A 22678-nucleotide genomic window follows, 5' to 3' on the forward strand; every position below is an offset into this window, starting at 1 on the left:
CGTTTTATTCCACGATTTAAAATATACACGACAACTTCGGACAAAATCAAGCATTGTGCGCTTAAAATGCAAAATAATGCGCCCATTTACTCAATCAGCTGTTGCTCGTTGAAACTCTTTATCTGCCCTCTCCTCTTCCTTCCAGCACAGGTCCACCAGCGCATCGCAGAAAGGTTTCCAGTTGCGTGTCCATGTTCTGATGTGCAGGTCTGGGATAAGCGTCAGAATCGCTTTATAAGCAGCCGTAGACGGCATCGTTGAAAAGCCACTCCCCGAACAGCGCTCACAGATTTTATAAACCGGTGCTCCCTGCTCTTTTGTCGCTTTGCGGTCCAGAACCCGGCCAGAACCACCACAGCGGCAGCGAGCATTTATTTTCCCCTTACCGTCACAGGCTTCACATTTAGCGCTTATGCTGGCTGTTACTTCAGTCCACTTATCCCAGTCGGAAGGACGGACAGCACGGGATTTTTTAGCCCAATATGGTGCTTTGCCCCACGGATTAGAAACTTTGCGTTCCGTGGTAGTGGTTTCAATCTTTCCGGTGCCACTGCATACCTTGCAGACTCCCGTTGTTTGCGCGGACCGGGAATACTCCGCAAAAGCAAACTGCGCTAAAATCAGGCAGCAGCGCCCCAGCTCTTTACCCGCTGTTTTGCGTACGTTCTTCGGTGCGGTTTCAATCGCATACCGCGCTAGCGCCTGGACGGCCAACTGCTCATCTGTCTTGCTGATGCCAGCCTTTCCAAAGAACGCTGCCAGTCCGAATCTTGCCCTGCTGCTTGTCACCCCAATACCAGCCATAACATCCGTACCGTTGAGGCGATCAGGTGATGTGCCTTTCACATCTTCGCTGATGTGCATACCCTGAGGGCTGAAATGTTTTAAGGATGCTTCGAGTTTCATGCTTCACCTCCAAAGAGGTAAAACACTGAATGTAATAAAACGCAGGTGCATTTCTGCATCTGTGACTGGTTGAAATGTGTTCTGATTGTCATTTGCACTTTGAGTCCCCCCAAAGCGCAGAAGTCAACCGGAGTTGTTCAGGCTCCGACGTCAAGATTATGACGTGTTGATTATTAAAAATCAAAAATATAATGTGCTTTCGTTGCTAAAAAATTCAACGTAACAAAAAACCCGCCGGCGCGGGTTTAAATTAGATTTCATCTATTATAGCGTTAAGTTAGTTTAGAAAATCAGGCTGTACCAGTTCGCTATCCTTGAAGAAAGGTTTCACATTTTTCATCAAAATCATGTAATTACAGTAACTCTCACGTAAACGAACTGCGCTACTGCTGAAACTTATAGATTAGAGTATCCAGCCCTAATGGGCTGGTCATCCATATTTAACGGTAACGTTGTCAAGCTTAAAGGAAATGATACTTCTCAAGAGTTTCTTTAACCTCTTTACGCAAACCATTCGAATCCAATTCGCTCTCTCTTCTCACGGGATCTGATGTATAACAATCAGCAAGAATAAAAATCTCAGCCGCACACTCTCCAATTTCCTTACTATCTTGTGTTAGCTGACCCGTGTTCCCTTCATTTCGCCACATATTGAAAAATTGGGTTTCGAATTCATCTGCAGTAATTTGTGAGGAGACTAACTTCCTTGCAAGTTCAATCAAATTCATACTCATTACAGAACCCCTGTTTTAATAAAGTTAACATGTTGAGGAGAGTCAGGAATCAAATGCCAGCCGGAAACAAAGTCACCATTTTTATCCAACACAACAACATTGTTAGTTTTTGGATTATAATATACTTTTGAGTCCTTTTCTCGTCGGTATGTGCCTTTTACGACAGTATCTTTTTCAGCCAAATGGGCTTCAATTGCTCCCCTGAATTTCGACAACGTTTCACTGTTTATTTTGGTGTCACTGATCCCAAAATCTATCGCATGTTTGTACTTTTTTTGAAGCTGTCTTCGCGTAAACTTACCCGAATCTAACGGGTCGCTAAGTACAACATAAATCGGCTCAACACCAGTTCCTGTCGCATCCGGCTGCCAGTAAATGAAGTCTTGTAGCGGCGGAATGTCCCCGGCTGGAAAGGAAGTAGTAACGATACTATCCGCCTGTTTGATATCTGTCCCAGTATGCACCGGAGTAACCGGCACAGGCGTGTTGTTACCTGTATGGAATGGTGCGTCTGGACCGACCGGTGCTGGGTTCACCAGAATGGTCCTCGACGGGGCTCCCGCCACAGCCGGCACAGTGATTTTATCCAGGCCGGTCGCTGTATCCCTGATTGCGTTCAAAACTGGTACCGTTGAAGACACCCCTCCACTGCCAGTTTTCACGAAGTTCAGGGACTGACGCCCATCATTGTCCATGCTGATAAACGCACGCACCGGTAGATTAACGCTCTTCATTCCCGGTTCGATACTAGTCTTCCCGGCTGTGAACAGACGAGCCTGAGCAGCCATCATATTGAGGTCACGTCCCGGAACCCTGCTATCACTACTGTGCCCGGCCGGGAATGGTATAAAACCGACAGCAAACGCCCCCACAGTACTGAGTGTTACGGCTTCTGTTACTGCAACTGATATTGTAACTGCCCCCCTCCATAGCGCCCCGGCTACAGAACCTGCCCATTCGCCGACTGCTGTCATAACGCCAGCACTGACAGTTGAAAGCTGAATCCCGCCTGGCGCCCGGTTTAGAACCATTGATGCCGAAGCTCCTAGCAGGGCATTTGCAGATTTTATCATGTCAGGCGTGTAAACAGGCGTGTCGAGAATGCCCGCCTTCGCATAGTTTTCTTTCCGGATAGCTTCAGCACGACGTAATTCTTCAGCCCGCCGGGCCTCCTCTTCCCTCCTTGCGGCCTCTTCTTTCGCTGCGGTTTCTGCCCGGTTCCGAAGAGTATTCTCTGCTACCTGACGCTGGTTCAGTGCTTCTTGATCTAAGACCTTTATGGTAGAGACATATATAGGACTGGCTCCCGTGGAGGCAGGAAAACGAATTATCACATCTCCATTATTTGCAGCAGCAGTATAGCCTGACGGACCATATGAACCGGTTTCAACCTGCATGCCGCTTGTATCCGGAGTGTACGGCTGGGGAAGAAGGCGGGTATTGTGTAGCCGATCTGTAACGAAAATCATTGCAGGCAGGCCCGGAGCCACGACAGCCTGCCAGACTCCAGGGACATAGCGGTTTGTCTGTGGTGTTTTGTCTTTAACAGGCGCAGCATCCACAACAGGAACGGAAAAGGGCTTTCCGCCATTCATCACCAAATACTGTGCGCCATTCTGAACGATATCTGAAACGCTTCGCTGTACATTAACCGCTCCAGGCGAAGCTGGCAGCGAAGAAGCTTGTACATCGGTGACAGCACCTAGCGGGAGTACTGTCATGATACGAGTAACTTTTTCAGGGTTAGTAGGGTCAGGTGACAACCTAATAAAAGGCACTACACCGGCACGCGCAGGATCAGGAAGACCGGATACCAGCCCTTGGTCAAGAGCCTTTCTAGCGGCAGAAGTTACATCGATTTGGGTTGTACCCTCAAATAGCCCCACCGTCCAACCGGGTGCTTCCCCCAGCTCAATTTCCCGGTTCAACGTCACGCGAAGCGGATAACCGTGCATAACGGTATATTGCGAGTTAGGTACCCCGTCTAGACTGTAATCTGACCATCCGATACCCAATTCACCGCTTTGGTTGCCTTTAGGATCATACCATTGCTTAATATCACCGGGCCGCTTGGGCCAGACAATCATACCAGGGGAATTAGTTCCCTGCCCTGGAGGTGTATCAATTCTCGTAGTTTCCCATCCCCAACGGCCTGGCCCCTCGGCATCTGCGGGCTCCCACACTAGTCCGTCGCGAGGTGGAATACCATGGTTATAGTCATATTCATTAAAATCCGTGTCGGCCATATCATTGCCCTTCCATAGAGTTTTTTTCCAGTGCAGCCAGACGAGTATCAAGTGCCTGTCGAAGCGAACGCTCTTCTTTGAGAGCCTCTATCAGAAGAGCCACTACGCCATTGATATTGATGCTTCGCGCATCCGAAAGCACACTGCCATCATTAAGTGTCAGTTCTGTCTGTTTAACAGACTGGGGCAGCACAACTTCCACTTCCTGAGCAATAACGCCTGCTTCACTAACCCCCTGTTTCAGATAGGTGTAACCACTAATACGATTGAGCTTATCAAGAGCATCATCAATTCTCTCAACCTGGGTTTTCATTCGCGCATCCGAGCTACTGTTCCAGGCGCCATTAGTATAGGCATGACCATCATTACGGAATTCATACCAACCCTGCGCTCCGCCATTAGCTACATGCAGACCAAGGAAATGGTGCTGGCCAATACGTTCATAGTGATAGAAGTCAGCTGATAAATCCCCGGCCCCCTGAATCCATAAGCCATTGGTTTTACTGTCTTTGTCATTATTTACTCTGCGATTACCTGCAGCTTTAATCCATCCCTCAGTATTGCGCTTTGTCAACTGGCCTGCTGTCAACTCAGCTCCAGATTTCAACTGGAGTTCATTCCAATTCCCCTTCATATCCCGATAGGAAATTAACCCATAGTCTTCCTGACCGGTGAGAGCTCTAGAGCTCATTAGCATAGTGGTTGTTGTTTTACCGGTGATAAAATCAGTGTGGATATCCGGAGCCCGATAGGTTTGGCCGTTGATAAGCGGATCTGGGCCAGTGGTCTGCGCGGTAATTCCCGCATTATGGGAAATGATTGTACCGCCAGAAATATCCACTCCATTGCGTAAAGAGACACGACCGGTTTTGAGGTTAAAAGACAGTGGGCGAAGGGTATTCCATTGTCCATCTTGCGCCTGCCCATCAGGGGTTACCAGTGCATAAAAATCATTCCCGTCATTGCGCAAGATGACTCCCGTGTTCCCCCCTGCCAGACGAAAAGCATTCTGAGATTTAGAAACCACTTCACCATCAGTTACAACACGTTTACGCAACGTAGTCAGTGATTTCATTTCCAAAATATCTTCGTTAACACCGCTTAAAACTTGTGCATTGATTTTTTGATCAACCATTTCCATTTTCCTTGTCGATTGCTAAAAATAACTACTGTATAAATACACAGCTGTGTATTTATACAGTAGTTATACACCTGGTTTTTCAACTCGTCAACGTCGGTTCAGCATCTGAATGCGAGTCGGCTCTTTAGCTAAACGCAGATGTAAGCCACTGAGTGTTAACCCCATATTGGTGTTCTTTAGCGCTAAGTATCGAGCATTTAGGTGAGAGCAATCTGTTGGAGGGTTGCGGCCACTGTTGCAGCAGACAGTAGTCAACCTATCTTTGACATAATTCATGCCGAGAGAGTGCCACTCGGAGGTCTATTGATGAGGAATGCTTAACAACATAGAAATAAAAAACCCGCCGAAGCGGGTTTTCTCATGCTGCCATACCATTTCTCTCTGTCAACTTTGGCAAAATTGAAAGTAGAAGGCTATCCAGTTGTATAGTCTGGCAGTTTAGAAGAGACGACTACCACTGGGTAAGTTGCATTGACGCCATACTCAAGTAGTGAGCTAACCCGCCAGGCATTAACTAACCACTTTATTATGGCTACATCGAACATTTATTTCAGAAACTTGTTATACACGAAGAACTCAGTATCTCGCACAAATCCATTACGCTCATACAACGCCTGTGCACGGATGTTATCTGTAGCGGTACTAAGCATAATAAATGCCGAATCGCTCTCCTTCGCCAGTTGCTCAGCACGTGAGATTAGTTTGTGTGCCACACCATGCTTCCGAGCTGACTCATCAACGAAAAGGTCATAAAGCAACCAAATACGTTTCATCTCAAGAGAGCAAAATAAAGGATAGAGCTGCGTAAAGCCTACCGCTTTCCCATCAACCTCGGCGTAAAAGATCACGGACTCATTAAGCTGAAGGCGCTTGAGAATAAAATCTCTGGCCTGCGAGGCATTTTCTTCGACCTCGTAGAAACGACGGTACCCGAGATACAGGGGAAGGATAGTATCCACATCATGTGGTTGAGCCTGGTAAATCTTCATACAAAAACCTCATAACTAATGAGTGTATAATTGTATTACAAATAATTTTTCCGATTTGTCCTTTTGTGGGCTTAAGTTCACTTTTCGCCCCCCCATTCTCCTCTTGGATTAATTTTTCGCCATAAAAGATAAAACCCGCCGAAGCGGGCTTTATCATGCTGCAATGTCTTTTTTCAGGCACATCTCCGGCAAATTAGCCCTCACCAGCGCCTCAGCGAATGGGGGCGGAACGGCATTGCCGCAGCGTGCAACCTGCTTATCCTTCGCATACTTCACACCGCGGTAATCCTGATCGATGATGTACCACTCCGGGAACCCCTGCGCCCGGTAAAGCTCATGCGGTTGCAGCATTCGCATCCCGATATCAACAATGCGGTAAGTCACTCCGCCGATATCCACCAGCCCGGTGCTATCCTCCCCGCAGTATTGCTGCAGGAACGCCAGCACCTGCTGTGCGCGCTCTTCGTCATAGTCCTCAACCGCCAGAGTCGTTTTAACCTCCCCTACGTGCTGGCCGCCGGCAGTGATAGTCGGCATCGGCTCGTCAGTAGACTGGCCGTCACGGCAAGTACCGCGCAGCTTAACCAGATGAGAAGCGACTAAGGCGTGGTGATCGACAGTCGTTACTGAATGCGCAGGCTTATCCAGCCCCACACCGGGCCCGGTGTAGTTGCCGCCGTAGTGTTTTGCCAGGAATGCACCAACTACAGCATGTTTCCCGCCACCAGCAACAACGGTTCCCAGCGGCTTATCCAGTCCGGGGACGCGAGGCGCCTGACCGGGTCGCTCTCCGTATCCCATTTGAATGAGCGTCGGCACAACCAGTTGCGATTTACCGCCGCCACCAGCTGTGATCGTCGCGCTTGGCTCATCAGCCCTATGCCCGACACTGGCGCCGAACTGCCTGGCGATAACTGGAGAGACTACGCAGGCTCGCGACTCTTTCAGGATGGTGTGAGCAGGTTTATCAAGCGGCCGTGGTTTCGCCTGGTACTCACTGCCACCGTTGCCAGCGAGGAACGGGACAAGGCCTGCCTCAACAATCCCCAGCGCATGCCCATTCCCGCCCGGGCGTCTGGACGTGCAGGCGGTCACTGTCGGTACCGGATCGGTAACTGGCTGCCCTGTGGCGCCGGTGCGGAATTTTGTCAGATGAGGTACCGCGATTGCGTAGCCGTGGGTTTTCGTAATCGTCTGCAGCGGATCCGCAAGTGCCTGCCCCCGGAAACAGTCATATTTCCCGCGTGTCGTTGTGTGATTGCACTTCACGATGAACGGCGAAGCACTTTCGATAACAAAGCGCTGAATTCCCCGAGCAATGCGCCGGAGTGTGTTTTCCGCCAGCGGCTTTTTGCGTCCAAAAATCGACGGTGCTGGGATTGACCAGTCGATGCATTCTGCAGCTGTGCGCCATGGTGCCAATTTGCCAGACAGCACCGCCGGTGATTTCGGATCTCCATGAGTGGCCTCCGGCCATACTATCGGCTTACCGTCCCGCCGCATGACCATGAAGAATCGTTTTCTAATCGTCGGTGCGCCGAAGTCGCAAGCGCGCAGTTCTCGATACTCAACGATGTATCCCAGCCCTTTTACCAACCGTGCGGCATCTTCGCTATCAAGCGAAATGCTCAGAAACTCGCAGCATTCAGCCAGCGCTGGATGGTTCGCCGGGATCCCGGTTGTCAGCATGTCGACAAATGCCCGGAATGTTTCGCCGACGCGCGCCGGGTCCGGACGGCTGTAGCCAGGGTAAACGGGACCAATAAAACTACCAATCATTTCATGAGGTAAATCTGGCTTCGGAGGGATTTCAATAAGCGGACCCCACGTTTTAAATTCTTCAACGTTTTCCAGCATCATCACACGAGGGTCAACATCCAGCCCCCAGCGAAGAGTGACCCACGCCAGCCCACGAATTGCCTTTTCTACCGGCTTAGCTCCTTTCGCCTTTGAAAAGTGACGGCAATCTGGTGAAAACCACGCCAGCGCTACCGGGCAGCCAGCAGTCGCGACCTTTGGCCTGACTTCGTAAACCGATTCGCAATAGTGCAGTGTGTCCGGGTGATTGGTGGTATGCATCGCTACAGCGTTCGGGTCATGATTAATCGCAATATCCACACTGCGCCCAATCGCCAGCTCGATGCCCGTCGAGGCGCCGCCGCCGCCAGCAAAGTTATCAACGATGATTTCGCTATCTTTCACGCATATTTCTCCATGGCACAGGCCAGCGAACCAGCCGCGGCGATAATTGACGGTACTGGCATTTTTTCCAGCCACATACGGTTGATATGGTGCTGCAGTCGGCGCTGGTGGTGCGCCGGGAGTGTCCCGGCTTTTTCAATCTGAGCGAAGACCATGCTGACTTCCGCTGGCCATACTGTTTCAGGCACATCCACCAGCAGTAGGCTTTCCAGTTCCTGCAGGCGTTTGCAGGCGTATTCCAGTGAAGAGTCCATCACTCAGCCTCCACCTTGATGCCAGCGGCAGCAACTGTACGCGCATAAACGATCACGCCGTCCTCGGGGCGCTTGCGCGGCAAAAAGATACCAGGGCGCGGCCACAACGCAATAAAGCGACATTCGCTGTTTTCAAGACGGTGAAATGCTTTCTCGCTCATCACACCTACCGGGCGAAGGTGCTCCTGTTCGCGCTCTAGCTCGGCGATGCGCGCCTGCAACTCCTCGCAGTGGTCTGTTATCCCCCGGCATTGAGTTTTCCAGTAGGCTTCCATCCCCTGCGCCTTCTCCAGCCCCTCTATGAGCTGATCCGTGTAATGCTCAACTTCAACAGCCATTTGCCGCAATTCGTCGTTAGATGCGTAGGCAATGAGTCTGGACAAACGGTGAATATTTGCGTTTTTTTGTATGCTAGTCAGTTCGGTGTTATTAGTCATGAATAGCCTCCTGAACATCTAAAACTCGCTGAAAAACAGGACTGCCAAGCAGGCTGTAATTCATCCCAACAGCAACTTTCGGCACCAGGCCAAAACGCTTCATGTCAAAGTCGATGACGGCCCGCTGATCGCGGAACAGCCCCAAACGACCATGCCGGACAACCTCGCCAGTCGCTTCTGCTTCGGAAAAATACCGCTGGACAGTAGCGCGGCTCAGCCCCAGTTTTTTAATTGCCTCGGTGGTCGTAAGGCGCCCCTGATGCCTGGTGATCCGAATCACTGCACGGACGTACTCTCTGCGCTCAACTGCTGACAATGCTCTAGCCATACATACCTCACTTAACGACACGCAAATGACGCACGTTTTTGCGATAGCTGTCCCATTCAAAATTCACCCACATACCGCCGTCCATCTGGAGACGGTCAAGAATCCGCATACCCAGTGTTTCCTTCAGCGATTCATAGTTCAGGTTGGTTAGGATGCCGACAGGTCGCATGGAGGACAGCCGGCGATCGATAACCTGATTCAGGATGACTTTTTCACCGCTGCTTCCGCGCTGAATACCCACCTCATCCAGAATAAGCAGGTCCACATGGCACAAATCGTCCAGCAATGACGCCTCTGACTGCCCGCCGTCATAGCACTCGCGAACACGTAGCATCAGGTCAGGAATAGTCACCACCAGCACAGAGCGGCCACCAGCCAGCAGGTGATTTCCGATTGCTGCCGCCAGATGGTTTTTCCCGGTGCCCGGCGCTCCGCTGAATACGAAACTCGCAAACCCAGAGCCGAAATGCTGCGCATAACTTTTCGCCATCGAGAGCGCCCGACGCTGGCCATCCGACTCAACCTGATAGTTAGCGAATGTGCAGCTGCGGTGCAGATCCTGAATTCCAGCACGTCCAAAGATTTTCTCTGCACGTGCGCGCTGGTTTTGTTTTTCCAGTTCCTCGCAGCACTTACGGCCTTCTTCGGCTTGCCAGGCACGCCATTCATCAACGCTGCCGAATTTTGGCTGAACGCCAGGGGGAATGAGTTTTTTCAGTCGCTCCAGTGCATTCCCGGTACCAATCATGTTTTTCATCGCTACCCCCTGAATCCCGATGGGATGGTTTTGTCAGGTTCCGAAATCTGATTGGGATCTCGTGCGCCTGGCGCCTGCTGAATCGCCCACGGTTCGCTGAAATGCATACCAGGGCCAAAAAACGTTTTCGCCTGTTTCACGTACTGCGTGTTGAGGATTCCCTCGGCTTTAACGAAAGCCGCGTAACGCACCACTCCTGCGAAGATTTCCGCCGTAGTGGTTCCATCCCTGATTCGGGCATTCCAGGCTTTGAAAGCATCTGACTTGCTGTTTCCCCCTGCCCGCTTGGGATAAACCGACCAGACCTGTTCGAAATCATTCGGGTATATTTTTTGGGGATCAGGTTTATCGCCTTCGTCCTGGTTCTGATCGTCTGGGGGTGTGGCGAAGCCATGCCCCGAACTATCTTCTTCCTGATCCTGATCCTGTTCCTGATCCTGGTTAAGGAACGGTTCGAGAACCCTTTCGGAACCCTTTAGTTTTGCGATGCCGATGTGGGATATTGCCGAGGCTAAAACCCGCGCCAGCTCTGGCTTAACCGTAGATGTGTCCGGGACCTGATCAAACAAACGCAGTGCTGCAATTCCCTGGTTTGGGTTTTCAACTGAATTCCAGGTCAGAAAGTTACGAATTAGCACCCATTTCGATGACGAATCACGCGTTGCGAAACCGTTAGCCGATAGCTCATCAAACCCTTTCGAAACCCTTTCAGGAGTCCAGGCTAAGTCTTCCGAAACGTATCCATCAGGCAGCCGGAAACACCCAATCATGTTCGTGTGTTGCCCGGTGAGCAGGTACAGCGCCAGCAACCTGGCATCATCCGATACCCGGCGCATTCCATCGCTTATCCAAAATGATGTATGCACCTTGCCGTAATCACGCATAGAGACCCCGTTGTTGCTTAAACTGGTGTGTTTTCATCACCAAGCACCCACCGCAAAGCCGCTGCGTATTCGCCGCTGGCGGTTTGAAGTTGCTGGGTGATTTCCTTACGGGATTTGAGACGAGGCTTTGTGTCGCCGAGGACAGCGCGCTGGCGGCGAGCTTTCTCGTGGCCAGTTACACCCTCTGCCGCTGCCTCTAACTGTTTGACCGTTTCCCGTTGCTTTTCCGGTGGCATATCGACCAGCTGACGCGCTTGAGTGACAGTGACTTTTCCAGCCTCAACCGCCGCCTGGACGGCCTGCGTAGCATCTAGTAGAGCCACGGTTGCCTGGACCGTTTTTACGCTGCAGCCAAAAAGCAGGGCAATGTCATTTTCGTCATGACCGTATTCCATCTGCTGAACCATTTTTTTGGCCCGGCCCAGTGGGGTATCTGGTTGAGTTATCTCGTTTTCGCTGACCATGTATTTGGCCATTTGAATTGCTGAGCCGCGCTTAGCTATACCGGGTACCGGCCAGGGTTCCAGCCCTGCCTGCTTTCTCCTGGCGTTTGCTTCCATTGCGTTCTTTACGCGCTGCCGACCTGCAACCACGCATGTTTTCCCTGTCTCTGGGTCCTTCCACACGATAATCGGTTCGAGTACCCCAAGCTCCATGATGTTGAGGATCACAGCTTCATTAAGCGGTAGGTGTACTCGTTCATCGTAAAGCGGGTGTGTTGTATCGGTAACCAGATGCAAACTTTCAGGTTCGAAAAAAAGAACATTGCTTTTGCCGCTGGCGCCATAAGCGTCGATAGAATTTTTAGCCATGGGCACCCTCGTTATTGATATTCAGTTGGTTCGTGTTCATAATTTTCCCTGTGAATTGATCCAGTTAATTCGCAACGAAAGCCGTAGGTGTTGCAGCACCGCGGCTTTCACCTTTTTGATATTCCCCATTACAAAGCTCCCAGCATTGAAGTGACAATGGCCATCAGTGGTGCTGTTAACTCCGGGTCTATCCGGAACATCTCGACAATTCCCTCGCTCAGTTCTTTCAGCTTCTGATGGCGTGGTGCCCCCATAGCAACGGCAACCTTTGCTTCGCTAGTTTCTTTTTCCAGACGAGCCAGACGGGACATAAAATTGTCTTCGGGCATCAGGCGATAGCGAAACTCCAGCGGAAGAACGGCCATGATTGCCGGTGTAAGAAGGCGAACGTACTCGCGATAGCGCTCAGACTCGGCCGGGTTGTCCAGGTAGCGAAAAAGCTTCTGTCGGGCACGGCTGATGTCATCAGGAAAGTTGATATCCCCGCCGCCCTGCTGTCGCCACTCATCGATGATGTATGCCGAGACAACATCCTGCCCTTCAGCTGCTGCCCAGGCGCGAACGGCAGAGCGAATACCGTCGTGATCTAACTCTCTCTGCTGATTTCGCTTTATCAAGGCACCGGTGTTAAATCCGGTATTTTGTTGATAGGTAAGTGAACGCATGATTTTCCCTTTAATGTTCAGAGTGCCGTATTACGTGGAGTGACGAATACAAGGCTTTCTTTGAGCACCGGGGCCTGGCTGTGAAAAAATCTTGTAGCATCTTCAATTGCGGATGCCATTTCGGGAGATGCACGGCGATTACCGTAGGCAATCTGATCCAGATAGCCCGGGGTCGTATTCGCCAGCTTCGCTAGTTGTGCCCATTCGTCAGTTGTGGCGCCCTTACGCCAGCGGTGTAGTTCTGTACTCATTGGTGTCTCCGGTTGAGTCAACAATCCTGGAGTTTAGCGTTATGCTAAATACTACGCAAGCAACATTTAGCAATTTGCGCATTTATCATTTTGCTAAAAACGACAACAATGCAGGGATGGAAAATAAAGAAATCAGAAAAGCCAACCTGGAATCTCTGTACGAGAAGCGCCAGAGCGAGTCTGGAATGACAAAGGCACAGTTCGCCGAACTCATTGAGACAAGCCCGGCAGCTCTTAGCCAGCTTCTGGGTCCAAATCCTCATCGCAATATTGGCGATAAGATGGCCCGCAAAATTGAGTCTGCGCTTAATCTGCCTTTTGGCTGGATGGATGTTTTACATGCCAAAGAAACATCTTCGAACGTTTCGTTTCGAGGATTGAATGAGACGAAAGGAAGTTATCCTGTAATCAGCTGGGTAAGCGCGGGGCAATGGATGGAAGCTGTAGAACCATATCACCGACGAGCGATCGATCGTTGGTACGATACGACTGTTGTATGCTCTGAGGACTCCTTCTGGCTGGATGTAAAAGGAGATTCAATGACCTCTCCTGCAGGTCTGAGCATACCTGAAGGGGCTGCTATTCTGGTAGATCCTGAAGTAGAGCCTCGAAATGGAAAATTAGTTGTTGCCAAACTAGATGGCGATAATGAAGCTACTTTTAAGAAACTAGTTATCGATGCTGGCAGACGCTTTCTAAAACCCCTTAATCCTGCTTATCCGATGATCGAAGTTAACGGCAACTGCAAAATCATTGGGGTTGTCGTTGACGCTAAAATTCTGAATATTCCCTAAACTCCTATTTGGACACCTTAGCCCGCCTTTGCGCGGGCTTTTTTGTCTCCTCAATGTCCCTCCTCGTTATCGACAGAACTTAAATCCATTATTAATCAATACGCTAAAACAACACACCAAATAATTTAGCATTTTGCTATTGCGTTGAATTTAGCGACACGCTAAATTTACCACGTTGCAACATCACAGATATGTAGTAATTAGAGTCAAGCCGAGAAGACTCGGTGATAACAACCGACGGCCATCCACCGTCTTACATTAAGCGCAGAAGTATTTCTTGTTCCGCTGGCCACGTAATGGCTGAGGTTGAAATGAGCAAGCACGGCATCAGAGCCATGGTCATTTCGGCAGTAATTGGGCCCTTCATCTGGATTGCGCTTATCAGCGCACTAAAGGAGATATTTCAATGAATGATTTCGCACGCAAACCCGCTCGTCAGCAGGCTGTTCGTTTAAGTCCGCTGTCAGCTTTCATCCGCAGGGTGTGCTACATGCTCGCGCAAAAAGGAGCCCCTTCATGAGCACGATGTTTGCCCTGGTTCTCACCGTCAGCATGCTGACGGGCGGTCATCAGGATGTCCTGCTCGGCGTTTACGACAGTGAGAATGACTGCAAGGCAGCTGCAGAAGAGCAACACGTGAAAGCTGAATGTTATCCGCTGAAAGGTGTACTGGACGAGCATCCGGCCGGGTTCACGGTGCATATGTAGGGGGAAGAATGCAGAAAAAATGCGGTTACTGCCGTAAAGCGATCGAGGGAAAACCAGTAGTAAGCACCCTGTTATATCTCCAGGGGAACCAGCTCGCACGGAAAGAAAAAGAGTATTGCTCAGAACGTTGCGCCTCTCACGACCAGATGGCTCACGAGGGCTAACGTAAACCCGCCGAAGCGGGCTGTACGTCCGGTGCCACCGACCAAAGTTACACCGGAAATTACCAAAACCAATGACCACCCTGAATGGGCGCTACCAATGGCCCGGGGGATTCTACATCCAAAATAGAGGCTATCACATGGAATATTTTTATCTGATAAAAGCGACTCAAAAATCGGGTAAAGCTGATGCCGTAATCTGGCGCACTAATAAATCAGAAGCTCGCGCCCTTCTGCAGCTGGACGTCGATCTGGAAGACGCTGGGATCGAAACAGGCCGCGGAAAAGACTATCAAAAACCAATTCGCACCGATTTCCCGGTATTCAATGATTTGCCGGCAGAAGGTGTTCTCGATTACTCATGGTGCGAACGCTACCAGCTCGGCGACGATGGCCGCACCTGGACTCTTAAGCCAGGTCAGGCGCCTGCGGATCATCACATCGATGATGCCGGAGTATCCGCTGAGCCCGTTAGTGGCGTGCTGGTTGATGCCAATACTACTGGCGACGCGGCACAAGGTGAGACCGTGGAAACTTTCGGTAGCGATGAATACCAGGACGATTCGAGCGCGCTTTTTAACGTGGCAGAACTCCCCTTTCGCGCTCAGCTGCTGGCGCAGTATATGGCCGAAGAAAGTCACGTTTATCATATCAGCATGCCTCACCGGCAGGAGCTGTCAGTTCTTGAAATGGACACTGATAATGCTGCCGTCCAGGATCTGATTCTGGCCGCCGAGAATATCCCTGAAATCAAAAAATACGATATGCCGGCACTCTGGAAATTCACAAGTGCCAATAAAAAAGTCTTCCCCGAAGGGAAACGGCATGAGCTCGGCAAGCGTATCCAGTTTGCAAAGCTGTGGTTCGCCACGAACGCGATTGACCGCGGCATTCTCACCAGGGAATGGGCTGCCGGTAACTGTATTTCTTCAGTTATGAAAACTGATGCAGGTACGAATGCTGGCGGCGGTAATAAAACCGATCGCAATCCTGACTACACCCATACCCTTGATACGCTCGATGTAGAAATAGCTCTGGCCACAATGCCGATGGATTTCGATATCTACAATTTCCCAGCATCAATTCACCGCCGGGCCAAAGAGATAGTCCAGAAGAAAGAAAGTCCGTTCAAGGAATGGTCTGCAGCGCTGCGCAAGGTCGCAGGCATCCTGGATTATTCCCGCGCAGCGATTTTTGCCCTTATTCGTGGCGCCACCAGCGATATTCACCATTTCCCGGTAAGTCTGCAGACCTATATCAATGCGAATCTGACCGAGCATAAACATGATGCCCTTTCTGCTGAGACGCTTGAAAAAGCCGGTCATGTTTCATCTGCCGCCGTCACTCTGGACGCTGTGAAAAAGGCTATCGATGGAGATGAAGATGTGCCTGACCTGGAAACTCTCCCAACTGACTTTCAGGTAATTGGCACCGAACTTGTGAAAGAAGCTCAAAAGAAACGACCTGACGCTAATCAGGTTCTGGCCGCCGAACGTGGCGAATATGTCGAAGGTATCAGTGACCCCACGGATCCGAAGTGGATAACCGAAGACCTGACCAAGCCCAAACAGCCTGAAGTTTCAAACATGGGCAATGGTGTTTTTTCGATTGATGGTCTGATGGATAGCCAGACATCACCAGCACCAGCACCAGCACCAGCACCAGCACCAGCACTTTCTATCGTGGACCAGGCGCGCCAGCGCGCTGCAGAAGAAAAATTACATCCAGCTAATTCCGGGGAAACCACCAGCAATGTGCAGATGGAAACGGCTCAGCCGGTCGAAGACGAAAATGATAATGCGGTATCAGCAGGCGAAGGCGCTGATGAACCTCCTGCGCAAACAACTGCCGTGAACATGAGAGAAATACTGGCTGAACGCTGCCCGGATCTTACCGCCGAAGTGCTGAAAAGCCAGGTTTCCGAGAGTGCTCATAGCGATGAAGAGGAAGAGGCTGAACAAGCAGCGCCAGCATGGCCGGAGTATTTCGAGCCTGGTCGATATGAAGGCGTGCCAAATGAGGTCTACCACGCCGCTAACGGCATCAGCTCCACGATGGTTAAAGATGCCCGGGTATCGCTGATGTATTTCGAGGCGCGCCACGTATCCAAAACCATCCAGAAGGTACGCTCCCCTGTTCTGGATATGGGCAACCTGGTGCATGCACTGGCGCTGCAGCCTGAGCAGCTGGAAAAAGAATTCAGCATCGAGCCGGAAATCCCGGAAGGCGCCTTCACCACGACGGCGACGATCCGCGCGTTTATCGACGAATACAACAACGGGCTACCGCCGCTGTTGAGTGCTGACGACATCAAGGCGCTGCTGGAGGCGCACAACGCCAGCCTGATCGCCCCCCTCAGCACCGATGAGATCAAAGCACTCATTGAAGAACACAACGCTAGTCTGCCAGCGCAGACCGCTCTGGGGAACGATATCAACGAAACAGGACAGAGCTACATGTCTCTGCCAGTTGATTTCCAGCGCATTGAAGAAGGCCAGAAACAGACCGCATCTGCAATGAAAGCCTGTATCAAGGAATTTAACGCCACCCTGCCGCCACAGCTCAAGACCAGTGGCAGCCGGGAAACGCTGATGGAAACTCTGGCAATCATTAATCCGGATCTGGTTGCTCAGGAAATGCAGAAGCCCTCACCAGTTAAAACCAGCGGAAGTCGTGATGCCATGTTGGAACAACTGGCGATTATCAATCCTGACATAGTTGCTCAGGAAGCACAGAAGCCGCAGCCGCTGAAAGTATCAGGCACTAAGGCGGATCTGATTCAGGCCGTGAAATCGGTTAAACCGGTTGCCGTGTTTGCCGATGAGCTGCTGGATGCATGGCGCGAGAACCCGGAAGGAAAAGTGCTGGTTACCCGCCAGCAGCTGGCTACGGCACTGGCCATTCAGAAAGCGCTGTTGAATCACCCGACCGCCGGCAAGTTATTGACGCACCCGAGCCGTGCCGTCGAGGTGAGCTATTTCGGCATTGATGAGGAAACTGGGCTGGAAGTTCGCGTGCGTCCTGACCTTGAGATAGACATGGGCGGCCTGCGCATCGGTGCAGACCTTAAAACCATCAGCATGTGGAACATCAAGCAGGAAGGCCTACGCGCGAAACTGCACCGGGAAATCATCGAGCGCGATTACCACCTGAGCGCGGCTATGTACTGCGAAACTGCAGCCCTTGACCAGTTCTTCTGGATATTCGTCAACAAAGACGAGAACTACCACTGGATCGCCATCATCGAGGCATCCGAAGAACTGCTGGAACTCGGCATGCTGGAATACCGCAAAGCTATGCGCGCGATCGCGAACGGTTTCGACACTGGCGAATGGCCGGCGCCAATCACTGAGGATTACGCCGAAGAACTTAACGATTTTGATGTGCGCCGTCTCGAAGCGCTGCGCGTACAGGCATAAGGGGGAACAACAATGTCCAATTTAGTCGCAACTACTGAAAACCAGACCCAGAAGATCGACAACGTTTCTATCCTGACGAACGGTGAATTGTTCAACCGCCTGCGCACGCTCTCGGAAGTAATGGCCAATAGTGGCAACTTCGTGCCTGAGCATTATCGAGGGAAACCAGATGCGTGCATGGCTGTTGTGATGCAGGCCGCGCGCTGGGGAATGGATCCTTTCGCTGTAGCGCAAAAGACTTTCATCGTTGGTAATTCAGGTGTTCTTGGTTATGAAGCGCAACTGGTTAACGCTGTGATCAATACCATGGCTCCGACAAAAGACCGTATTCACTTTGAATGGTTTGGGGCATGGGAAAACATCGTTGGACGCTTCGTGGAGAAGACAAGCAGCCAGAACAAAAAGTACATCGCACCAGGCTGGAATTTGAAAGATGAAGCTGGCGTGGGCGTTCGCGCCTGGGCAACCCTCAAAGGAGAATCAGAACCTCGCGAGCTTGTGCTGATGCTTTCGCAGGCACAAGTCCGCAACTCTACACTGTGGGCGAGCGACCCCCGCCAGCAACTGGCCTATCTCGCCGTTAAACGTTGGGCGCGACTGTACTGCCCGGATGTGATCCTCGGTGTCTATACCGCCGATGAAATTGATGAGCGTGAGGAGAAGGTGATCAACCCCTCGTCTGTTGAAAGGGTCACCATTGATGAGATTGCCAGCAGTGCGGGAACATCAGCCAGTGCACAGGAATCAACCAAAAATATCGATCAGTTAGCCGACGATTTGCGTGACCGCATTGAAAAAGCAGTGACAGTCGACCAGGCAAGCGCAATCCGTGGCGACATCGAAACCCAAAAACCAACACTTGGTACCGCGCTATACACGGAACTGAAAAATAAAGCCGTTCGTCAATATCACCTGGCTGATCACCGTAACCGGGTGGAAGCGGCTATCAATTCACTGCCAAATCCTGGAGATCCGGAAGCCGCAGAATCGTTTGCTAAAGCCGAAGGTGTTCTCAATACCGCCAAACGTTACCTGGGCGATGAACTGTATGACCAGTTCCGCATCACCCTGGACGACATGAAACCGGAATACGTGGGCTAAGGGAGGCGGGAGGGTTCGCCCTCCCGGTAACTATATGAGCAAATCACTTAACGCACGATGCATACGCCGCTGGAAAGTTGAATTCAAAGGGCGCTGCGATTCGAAATATAGCCCCTACTGGCACAAGCGCGATCTCCGCGGTTACATCCGTGAGGCGGCACTGACTACGGCGTATTGCATGGTTGAAAACTTGGCCTACAACAACGCAATGCACGATTTTTTCGCTGATGTGGGTGACAGGAATGGCTGGTCGCCAGAGTTCTCAGCATGGTACGACTGGCGTCGAGAGCATTATCTCAAAGAAGCTCGCGACTACCTGAATGAAGAAGCCACCAACGACGAAATAGACGACGAAATAGAGAACGAGCTGGAGGCCTGGAATGACTGATATCGCCGCCTTCACTAATGAGCAATTAATCGCCGTGTGCCGTGCTGACGTGGCGGAAATGTCGAGGTTTTTAAAAGAGGGTGAATTCAGCAATCCGTCCCGCGCAGCCATGTATTTGCGTATTACTGAAATCGCATTGGCAGCGCTGATGGGGGAGTTCTCATTTGCTCGCAATCAGGTTCGCGGAGAACACGCTGAATGGTCACATGCCACCTTCGGCAATGTTGGTCCGGCTGGCCCACTGAAACACCTCAGCATAGAAGCGCTTGAAGCTGCCGCGGAACCTAACGACCACAGCGAATGGGCTGATATGCAGTTCCTGATGTGGGATGCCCAGCGCAGAGCGGGAATCACTGACGAGCAGATTACCCAAGCGATGATCGATAAGCTCGCGGTAAATAAGGCGCGCCATTGGCCCGAGCCAAAGGACGGGGAACCTCGGATGCATTTACGAAGCGAAGACGAATCACTCAACGCCAGGCGCCGCCGTAATCGTGAATCAAATGCGCGCGCTCGCGAACGTGAAACGCCCGCACAACGCAAAGCCAGACTGGAGAAAAACAGATTGAGAATGGCTCTTCGTCGTAAGGGAGGTGCCAAATGAGCCTGAAAAACCGCCTGCCCGAGCTGGAAGCCAGCATCGACCCGGCAGCATTGCGCGCAGCCGCCGACGAATATTCGGATCTGCTTCTGACATTGTGCTTGTGCATGAAGATGGCCGGCCCCACCCGGGCGAACGTGCGTGCCTGCGCCACCGAGCTTAAAAAACGCCTGACAACCTGGCACAGCCAGAAAGAACTTAATGCAATCCTGTCCTGTTGGGATCCCGTTGGCTATGTTCTCGGCCTCCGCCGGGAAGCGAACGACAACGCGCGCGCAGCTGGCGACCCAGTTGATGTTTTTGTGTGAGGTGAATATGCGACTGATTAACCGAAGCAAACAATCACCGCTGGGCCGCCAGGCGTGCGATGCCGCGCTGGCAAAACATGTTGAGCTTTATGGCGATTATGGCCGGCAGAAAATGAAGCGGACCTATACCGTCGTGGTTCAGGGCACAAAAATCACTGTTGAGGTCGTTAATAGGAATTGCAGCTACGTGGCCACGGCCATGAACTGCGCCCGGCGGCTCCGGCATTTACCCGGTCAGGTTTCCTGATATCGAATTATCAATTCGACGCGGCAGGCCAGCTTAAACTCGGTCTGCCGCCTGTGAGGTGTTTATGGCACAGGTCGTTTTTAATGAAGAATGGATCGTTGAATCTCGCCTGACCGAGAGAACTGGACTCACGCAAAGGCAGATAAAAAGTTATCGACTTGGATCATGGATCGAAGGCGTCCATTTCAAAAGGCTCCCCCAGACAGAAGGCGCATGCAAAGAGCGCGCTGTCATTTGGTACAACTTACCCAAGATAAATCAGCTCGTACAGGACGCATGATGACGGCATTACCTACTGGTGTAGAAATTCACAATGGAAAAATCAGGATTTGGTTTCTCTTTCGCGGCAAACGCTGCAGGGAAACACTCAAGGGATGGACTGTTAACAATGCCAACATCAAAAAAGCAGGAAATCTTAGAGCTGCAATAACTGGCGAGATACAAATGGGGACTTTCGAATATGCAAGTCGGTTCCCTGAGTCGAAATCGAAGACATTTGGCGGGGAGGTTCAACCGGTAGAAACATTTGACGACCTCTGCAATCTTTTCCTTGAAAATAAAAGGCTTGAGATTGCAGAGTCATCCTACTTCAATCTAAAATCAATGCTGAGGGTCCTCACTCGGATCATCGGTAAAAACACGCTAATTAAAGATATCCAGCACCACGACATCCTGGCCTGCCGTAGAGAGCTTCTTTACGGCGCTGTTATCCACGATGATTCCCCTTGGCTGAACAAGACTGGCAGGGCCGTTAGTACGGTAAATTTTCGCATTAATGCGCTATGTCTGATGCTCAAGTTTGCCCACCAGAGCAAGTTTGTATCCCATGCGGCTTACGAGAATATTCGTCCATTAAAAAAGGAAAAAACCGTTCCGGATCCATTGCTTCAAGATGAGTACGAGCTATTTATTAACGCAATTACGGAATATCACGCAAGAATTTGGCGGGTTGCGATTTTTACAGGACTTCGTCACGGTGAAATTTGTGCGCTCGCCTGGGAGGATGTAGACCTCCAAAACGGGAAGATTTACGTAAGCCGAAACGTCACGCAAAAGGGAACGTTTTGCCCGCCAAAGACTAAGGCTGGTGTCCGTACAATCACTCTCCTAAAACCAGCGCTCGAAGCATTACGGGAACAATTTGAGCTAACTGGTCATCTTGACGCGACTAATATCGTTTTCCATCACAGGGAGATAGGAAAATCTGAGCAGCAGGCTCTTCGCTTCGTGTTTCGCCCAAAACCTCAATCGAAGAGTAAGGCCGGGTTCTATTCCCGAGGTTCAATATCTTACAGCTGGAAAAGAGGGATGATGCTTGCGAATTTGAGAAGCCGCGACCCTTATCAGTCAAGGCATACCTATGCATGCTGGTCTTTATCTGCCGGAGCAAATCCCTCGTTCATTGCCAGCCAAATGGGGCATGAAAATGCCAAAATGGTTTATACCGTTTATTCAAAATGGATTGGCGATATGGACGAAGATCAGGTCGGGCTACTCGATAGCAAATTCGCAAAGATGTCCCTATAATGCCCCCAAGACTAAAAACATGATAAAATTTTGAAATAATATCAATAACTTAAAACAAACCGGTAAAGTTAATACCGATTTATGCAATAGCAGATGACCCGGTTCCTGTTTATCGCACAGCCTGGAGAAGGAAAAGTGACAGCGTCACCTAAAGGCCAACAAGGCCGAGAAGGCGCAGGGCCTGTGGTTCAGGATAAGAAAGCGCCAGTCCGTGACGCTTTCAGAAAGCAACAATCGCCGCTCGCCAGGCCGCGATCCAGGGAATGAAAACTGTGATGAAACGGGTAAATGGATTGCCAGGCAGGGTAGCGGTTGGCTAGGTGCCTTTTCTGACCAGGCGGGCGGCCTGAACAAAAACCTCATCTTCCACCCCGTCCCCCTTCTGTCTGCCCAGTCTCACCAGTTCATCCACGATACTCCCCTGATTAATCTGCTTCTGTGTAGCCACTAAGCTAATGACCGCCGCGCCGATGGCCATGCCAATCAATGCCGTTTGTTCATCTTTATCTTTCATGGTGTCGCTCCGTCTGTCCTCCAGAGAAAGGCTAGCAAAAGATACCACCAGCTCAATTTCAAATTCATCTTCTTTACACCTCCCGGAAAACGCAGACGCCGCGCTGACCTCTCCTTCCCCCTGGTGGCGATGGCGCAAAGCGCTGTCGCCTCATACCGGGTCTTTATTTTGCCAGCTTCACGTTGCGCGGAAATAAATAAAAATAACGCGCGCGCCGAAGAGTAAAAAAAGGAAATAACAGCCTCAGCGATAAAACCAGATTATTCCAGCAGGGAATAGCTGGGATGCTAATATTTCATTTCCC

Annotated in this window: 25 protein-coding genes and 1 pseudogene; 11 read left to right on the top strand and 15 right to left on the bottom strand. The window is 50.9% G+C overall.

Going from position 1 to position 22678, the window contains the following annotated elements; genetic code table 11:
• Positions 1-90: 90 nt before the first annotated feature.
• From NKJ21_RS25930 to NKJ21_RS25995, 14 genes are all read right to left on the bottom strand, one after another.
• Positions 91-906, bottom strand: a complete 816-nt coding sequence (locus tag NKJ21_RS25930) for an antitermination protein (RefSeq protein ID WP_165459203.1) — start codon at positions 904-906, stop codon at positions 91-93.
• 461 nt (positions 907-1367) lie between these two features.
• Complete coding sequence (locus tag NKJ21_RS25935) at positions 1368-1640, bottom strand: colicin immunity domain-containing protein (RefSeq protein WP_165459202.1); 273 nt, start codon at positions 1638-1640, stop codon at positions 1368-1370.
• Positions 1640-3886: a colicin-like bacteriocin tRNase domain-containing protein gene (locus NKJ21_RS25940; RefSeq protein WP_233447854.1), complete on the bottom strand. Its 2247-nt coding sequence runs from the start codon at positions 3884-3886 to the stop codon at positions 1640-1642. The genes NKJ21_RS25935 and NKJ21_RS25940 overlap by 1 nt, the downstream gene beginning before the upstream one ends.
• 1 nt (position 3887) lies before the next feature.
• Entirely contained in the window at positions 3888-5021 is a 1134-nt protein-coding gene (locus NKJ21_RS25945) for a tail fiber domain-containing protein (RefSeq protein ID WP_165459201.1), read from the bottom strand.
• 551 nt (positions 5022-5572) lie between these two features.
• A complete protein-coding gene (locus NKJ21_RS25950) occupies positions 5573-6016 on the bottom strand; it encodes a GNAT family N-acetyltransferase (protein WP_004179624.1) in 444 nt (147 codons plus the stop codon).
• A gap of 153 nt (positions 6017-6169) precedes the next feature.
• Positions 6170-8218: a DNA cytosine methyltransferase gene (locus NKJ21_RS25955; protein WP_254733331.1), complete on the bottom strand. Its 2049-nt coding sequence runs from the start codon at positions 8216-8218 to the stop codon at positions 6170-6172.
• The gene (locus NKJ21_RS25960) at positions 8215-8472 is read right to left on the bottom strand and encodes a hypothetical protein (protein ID WP_032423781.1); all 258 of its coding nucleotides are present in this window, start codon (positions 8470-8472) and stop codon (positions 8215-8217) included. The genes NKJ21_RS25955 and NKJ21_RS25960 overlap by 4 nt, the downstream gene beginning before the upstream one ends.
• Entirely contained in the window at positions 8472-8909 is a 438-nt protein-coding gene (locus tag NKJ21_RS25965) for a hypothetical protein (RefSeq protein ID WP_254733333.1), read from the bottom strand. The genes NKJ21_RS25960 and NKJ21_RS25965 overlap by 1 nt, the downstream gene beginning before the upstream one ends.
• Positions 8902-9237, bottom strand: a complete 336-nt coding sequence (locus NKJ21_RS25970; protein WP_254733335.1) for a DUF977 family protein — start codon at positions 9235-9237, stop codon at positions 8902-8904. Before NKJ21_RS25970 ends, NKJ21_RS25965 begins: the two co-directional genes overlap by 8 nt.
• Positions 9238-9244: 7 nt before the next feature.
• Entirely contained in the window at positions 9245-9994 is a 750-nt protein-coding gene (locus NKJ21_RS25975) for an ATP-binding protein (protein ID WP_039103883.1), read from the bottom strand.
• Between the two features lie 2 nt (positions 9995-9996).
• Positions 9997-10878, bottom strand: coding sequence for a hypothetical protein (locus NKJ21_RS25980; protein WP_254733337.1), 882 nt, complete (start codon positions 10876-10878; stop codon positions 9997-9999).
• Positions 10879-10895: 17 nt separating this feature from the next.
• Positions 10896-11690 carry a ParB/RepB/Spo0J family partition protein gene (locus tag NKJ21_RS25985; RefSeq protein ID WP_160124519.1) on the bottom strand — a complete coding sequence of 265 codons (795 nt, stop codon included), beginning with the start codon at positions 11688-11690 and terminating at the stop codon, positions 10896-10898.
• 128 nt (positions 11691-11818) lie between these two features.
• Positions 11819-12355, bottom strand: coding sequence for a toxin YdaT domain-containing protein (locus NKJ21_RS25990; protein ID WP_254733339.1), 537 nt, complete (start codon positions 12353-12355; stop codon positions 11819-11821).
• A 17-nt stretch (positions 12356-12372) separates the two neighbouring features.
• On the bottom strand, positions 12373-12606 hold the full coding sequence (locus tag NKJ21_RS25995) for a hypothetical protein (RefSeq protein ID WP_023282479.1): 234 nt from the start codon (positions 12604-12606) through the stop codon (positions 12373-12375).
• 41 nt (positions 12607-12647) lie between these two features.
• Between NKJ21_RS25995 and NKJ21_RS26000 the strand changes: the two genes are divergently transcribed.
• The 11 genes and pseudogenes from NKJ21_RS26000 to NKJ21_RS26050 all read left to right on the top strand — a co-directional run bounded on the left by NKJ21_RS26000 (position 12648) and on the right by NKJ21_RS26050 (position 21860).
• On the top strand, positions 12648-13400 hold the full coding sequence (locus tag NKJ21_RS26000; protein WP_023282478.1) for a LexA family transcriptional regulator: 753 nt from the start codon (positions 12648-12650) through the stop codon (positions 13398-13400).
• A 516-nt stretch (positions 13401-13916) separates the two neighbouring features.
• Positions 13917-14108, top strand: coding sequence for a YebW family protein (locus NKJ21_RS26005; RefSeq protein ID WP_254733350.1), 192 nt, complete (start codon positions 13917-13919; stop codon positions 14106-14108).
• Between the two features lie 8 nt (positions 14109-14116).
• Positions 14117-14272 carry a YdaE family protein gene (locus NKJ21_RS26010; protein WP_023282477.1) on the top strand — a complete coding sequence of 52 codons (156 nt, stop codon included), beginning with the start codon at positions 14117-14119 and terminating at the stop codon, positions 14270-14272.
• Between the two features lie 137 nt (positions 14273-14409).
• Positions 14410-17688 (top strand): RecE family exodeoxyribonuclease, encoded by a 3279-nt coding sequence (locus tag NKJ21_RS26015; RefSeq protein ID WP_254733352.1) that lies wholly within the window; start codon positions 14410-14412, stop codon positions 17686-17688.
• Between the two features lie 12 nt (positions 17689-17700).
• Positions 17701-18789 (top strand): RecT family recombinase, encoded by a 1089-nt coding sequence (locus NKJ21_RS26020; protein WP_050887835.1) that lies wholly within the window; start codon positions 17701-17703, stop codon positions 18787-18789.
• 34 nt (positions 18790-18823) lie between these two features.
• Positions 18824-19177: a hypothetical protein gene (locus NKJ21_RS26025; protein ID WP_004184539.1), complete on the top strand. Its 354-nt coding sequence runs from the start codon at positions 18824-18826 to the stop codon at positions 19175-19177.
• Positions 19170-19637 (top strand): annotated as a pseudogene (locus tag NKJ21_RS26030) (DUF550 domain-containing protein); the annotation flags it as partial. The gene NKJ21_RS26025 and the pseudogene NKJ21_RS26030, both read left to right, overlap by 8 nt.
• A gap of 140 nt (positions 19638-19777) precedes the next feature.
• Complete coding sequence (locus tag NKJ21_RS26035; protein WP_226330347.1) at positions 19778-20086, top strand: hypothetical protein; 309 nt, start codon at positions 19778-19780, stop codon at positions 20084-20086.
• A gap of 7 nt (positions 20087-20093) precedes the next feature.
• A complete protein-coding gene (locus NKJ21_RS26040; protein ID WP_004184543.1) occupies positions 20094-20333 on the top strand; it encodes a DUF4060 family protein in 240 nt (79 codons plus the stop codon).
• Positions 20334-20397: 64 nt separating this feature from the next.
• Entirely contained in the window at positions 20398-20613 is a 216-nt protein-coding gene (xisR, locus tag NKJ21_RS26045) for an excisionase family protein (protein ID WP_012967855.1), read from the top strand.
• Entirely contained in the window at positions 20610-21860 is a 1251-nt protein-coding gene (locus NKJ21_RS26050) for a site-specific integrase (RefSeq protein ID WP_223359241.1), read from the top strand. Before xisR ends, NKJ21_RS26050 begins: the two co-directional genes overlap by 4 nt.
• A gap of 316 nt (positions 21861-22176) precedes the next feature.
• Here the strand turns inward: NKJ21_RS26050 and NKJ21_RS26055 are convergent, their stop codons facing one another.
• The gene (locus tag NKJ21_RS26055; RefSeq protein WP_004203090.1) at positions 22177-22374 is read right to left on the bottom strand and encodes a hypothetical protein; all 198 of its coding nucleotides are present in this window, start codon (positions 22372-22374) and stop codon (positions 22177-22179) included.
• Positions 22375-22678: the final 304 nt, after the last annotated feature.

The sequence above is a fragment of the Klebsiella sp. SWET4 genome, from assembly GCF_024296565.1.
GTDB classification, from domain to species: Bacteria; Pseudomonadota; Gammaproteobacteria; order Enterobacterales; family Enterobacteriaceae; genus Klebsiella; species Klebsiella variicola.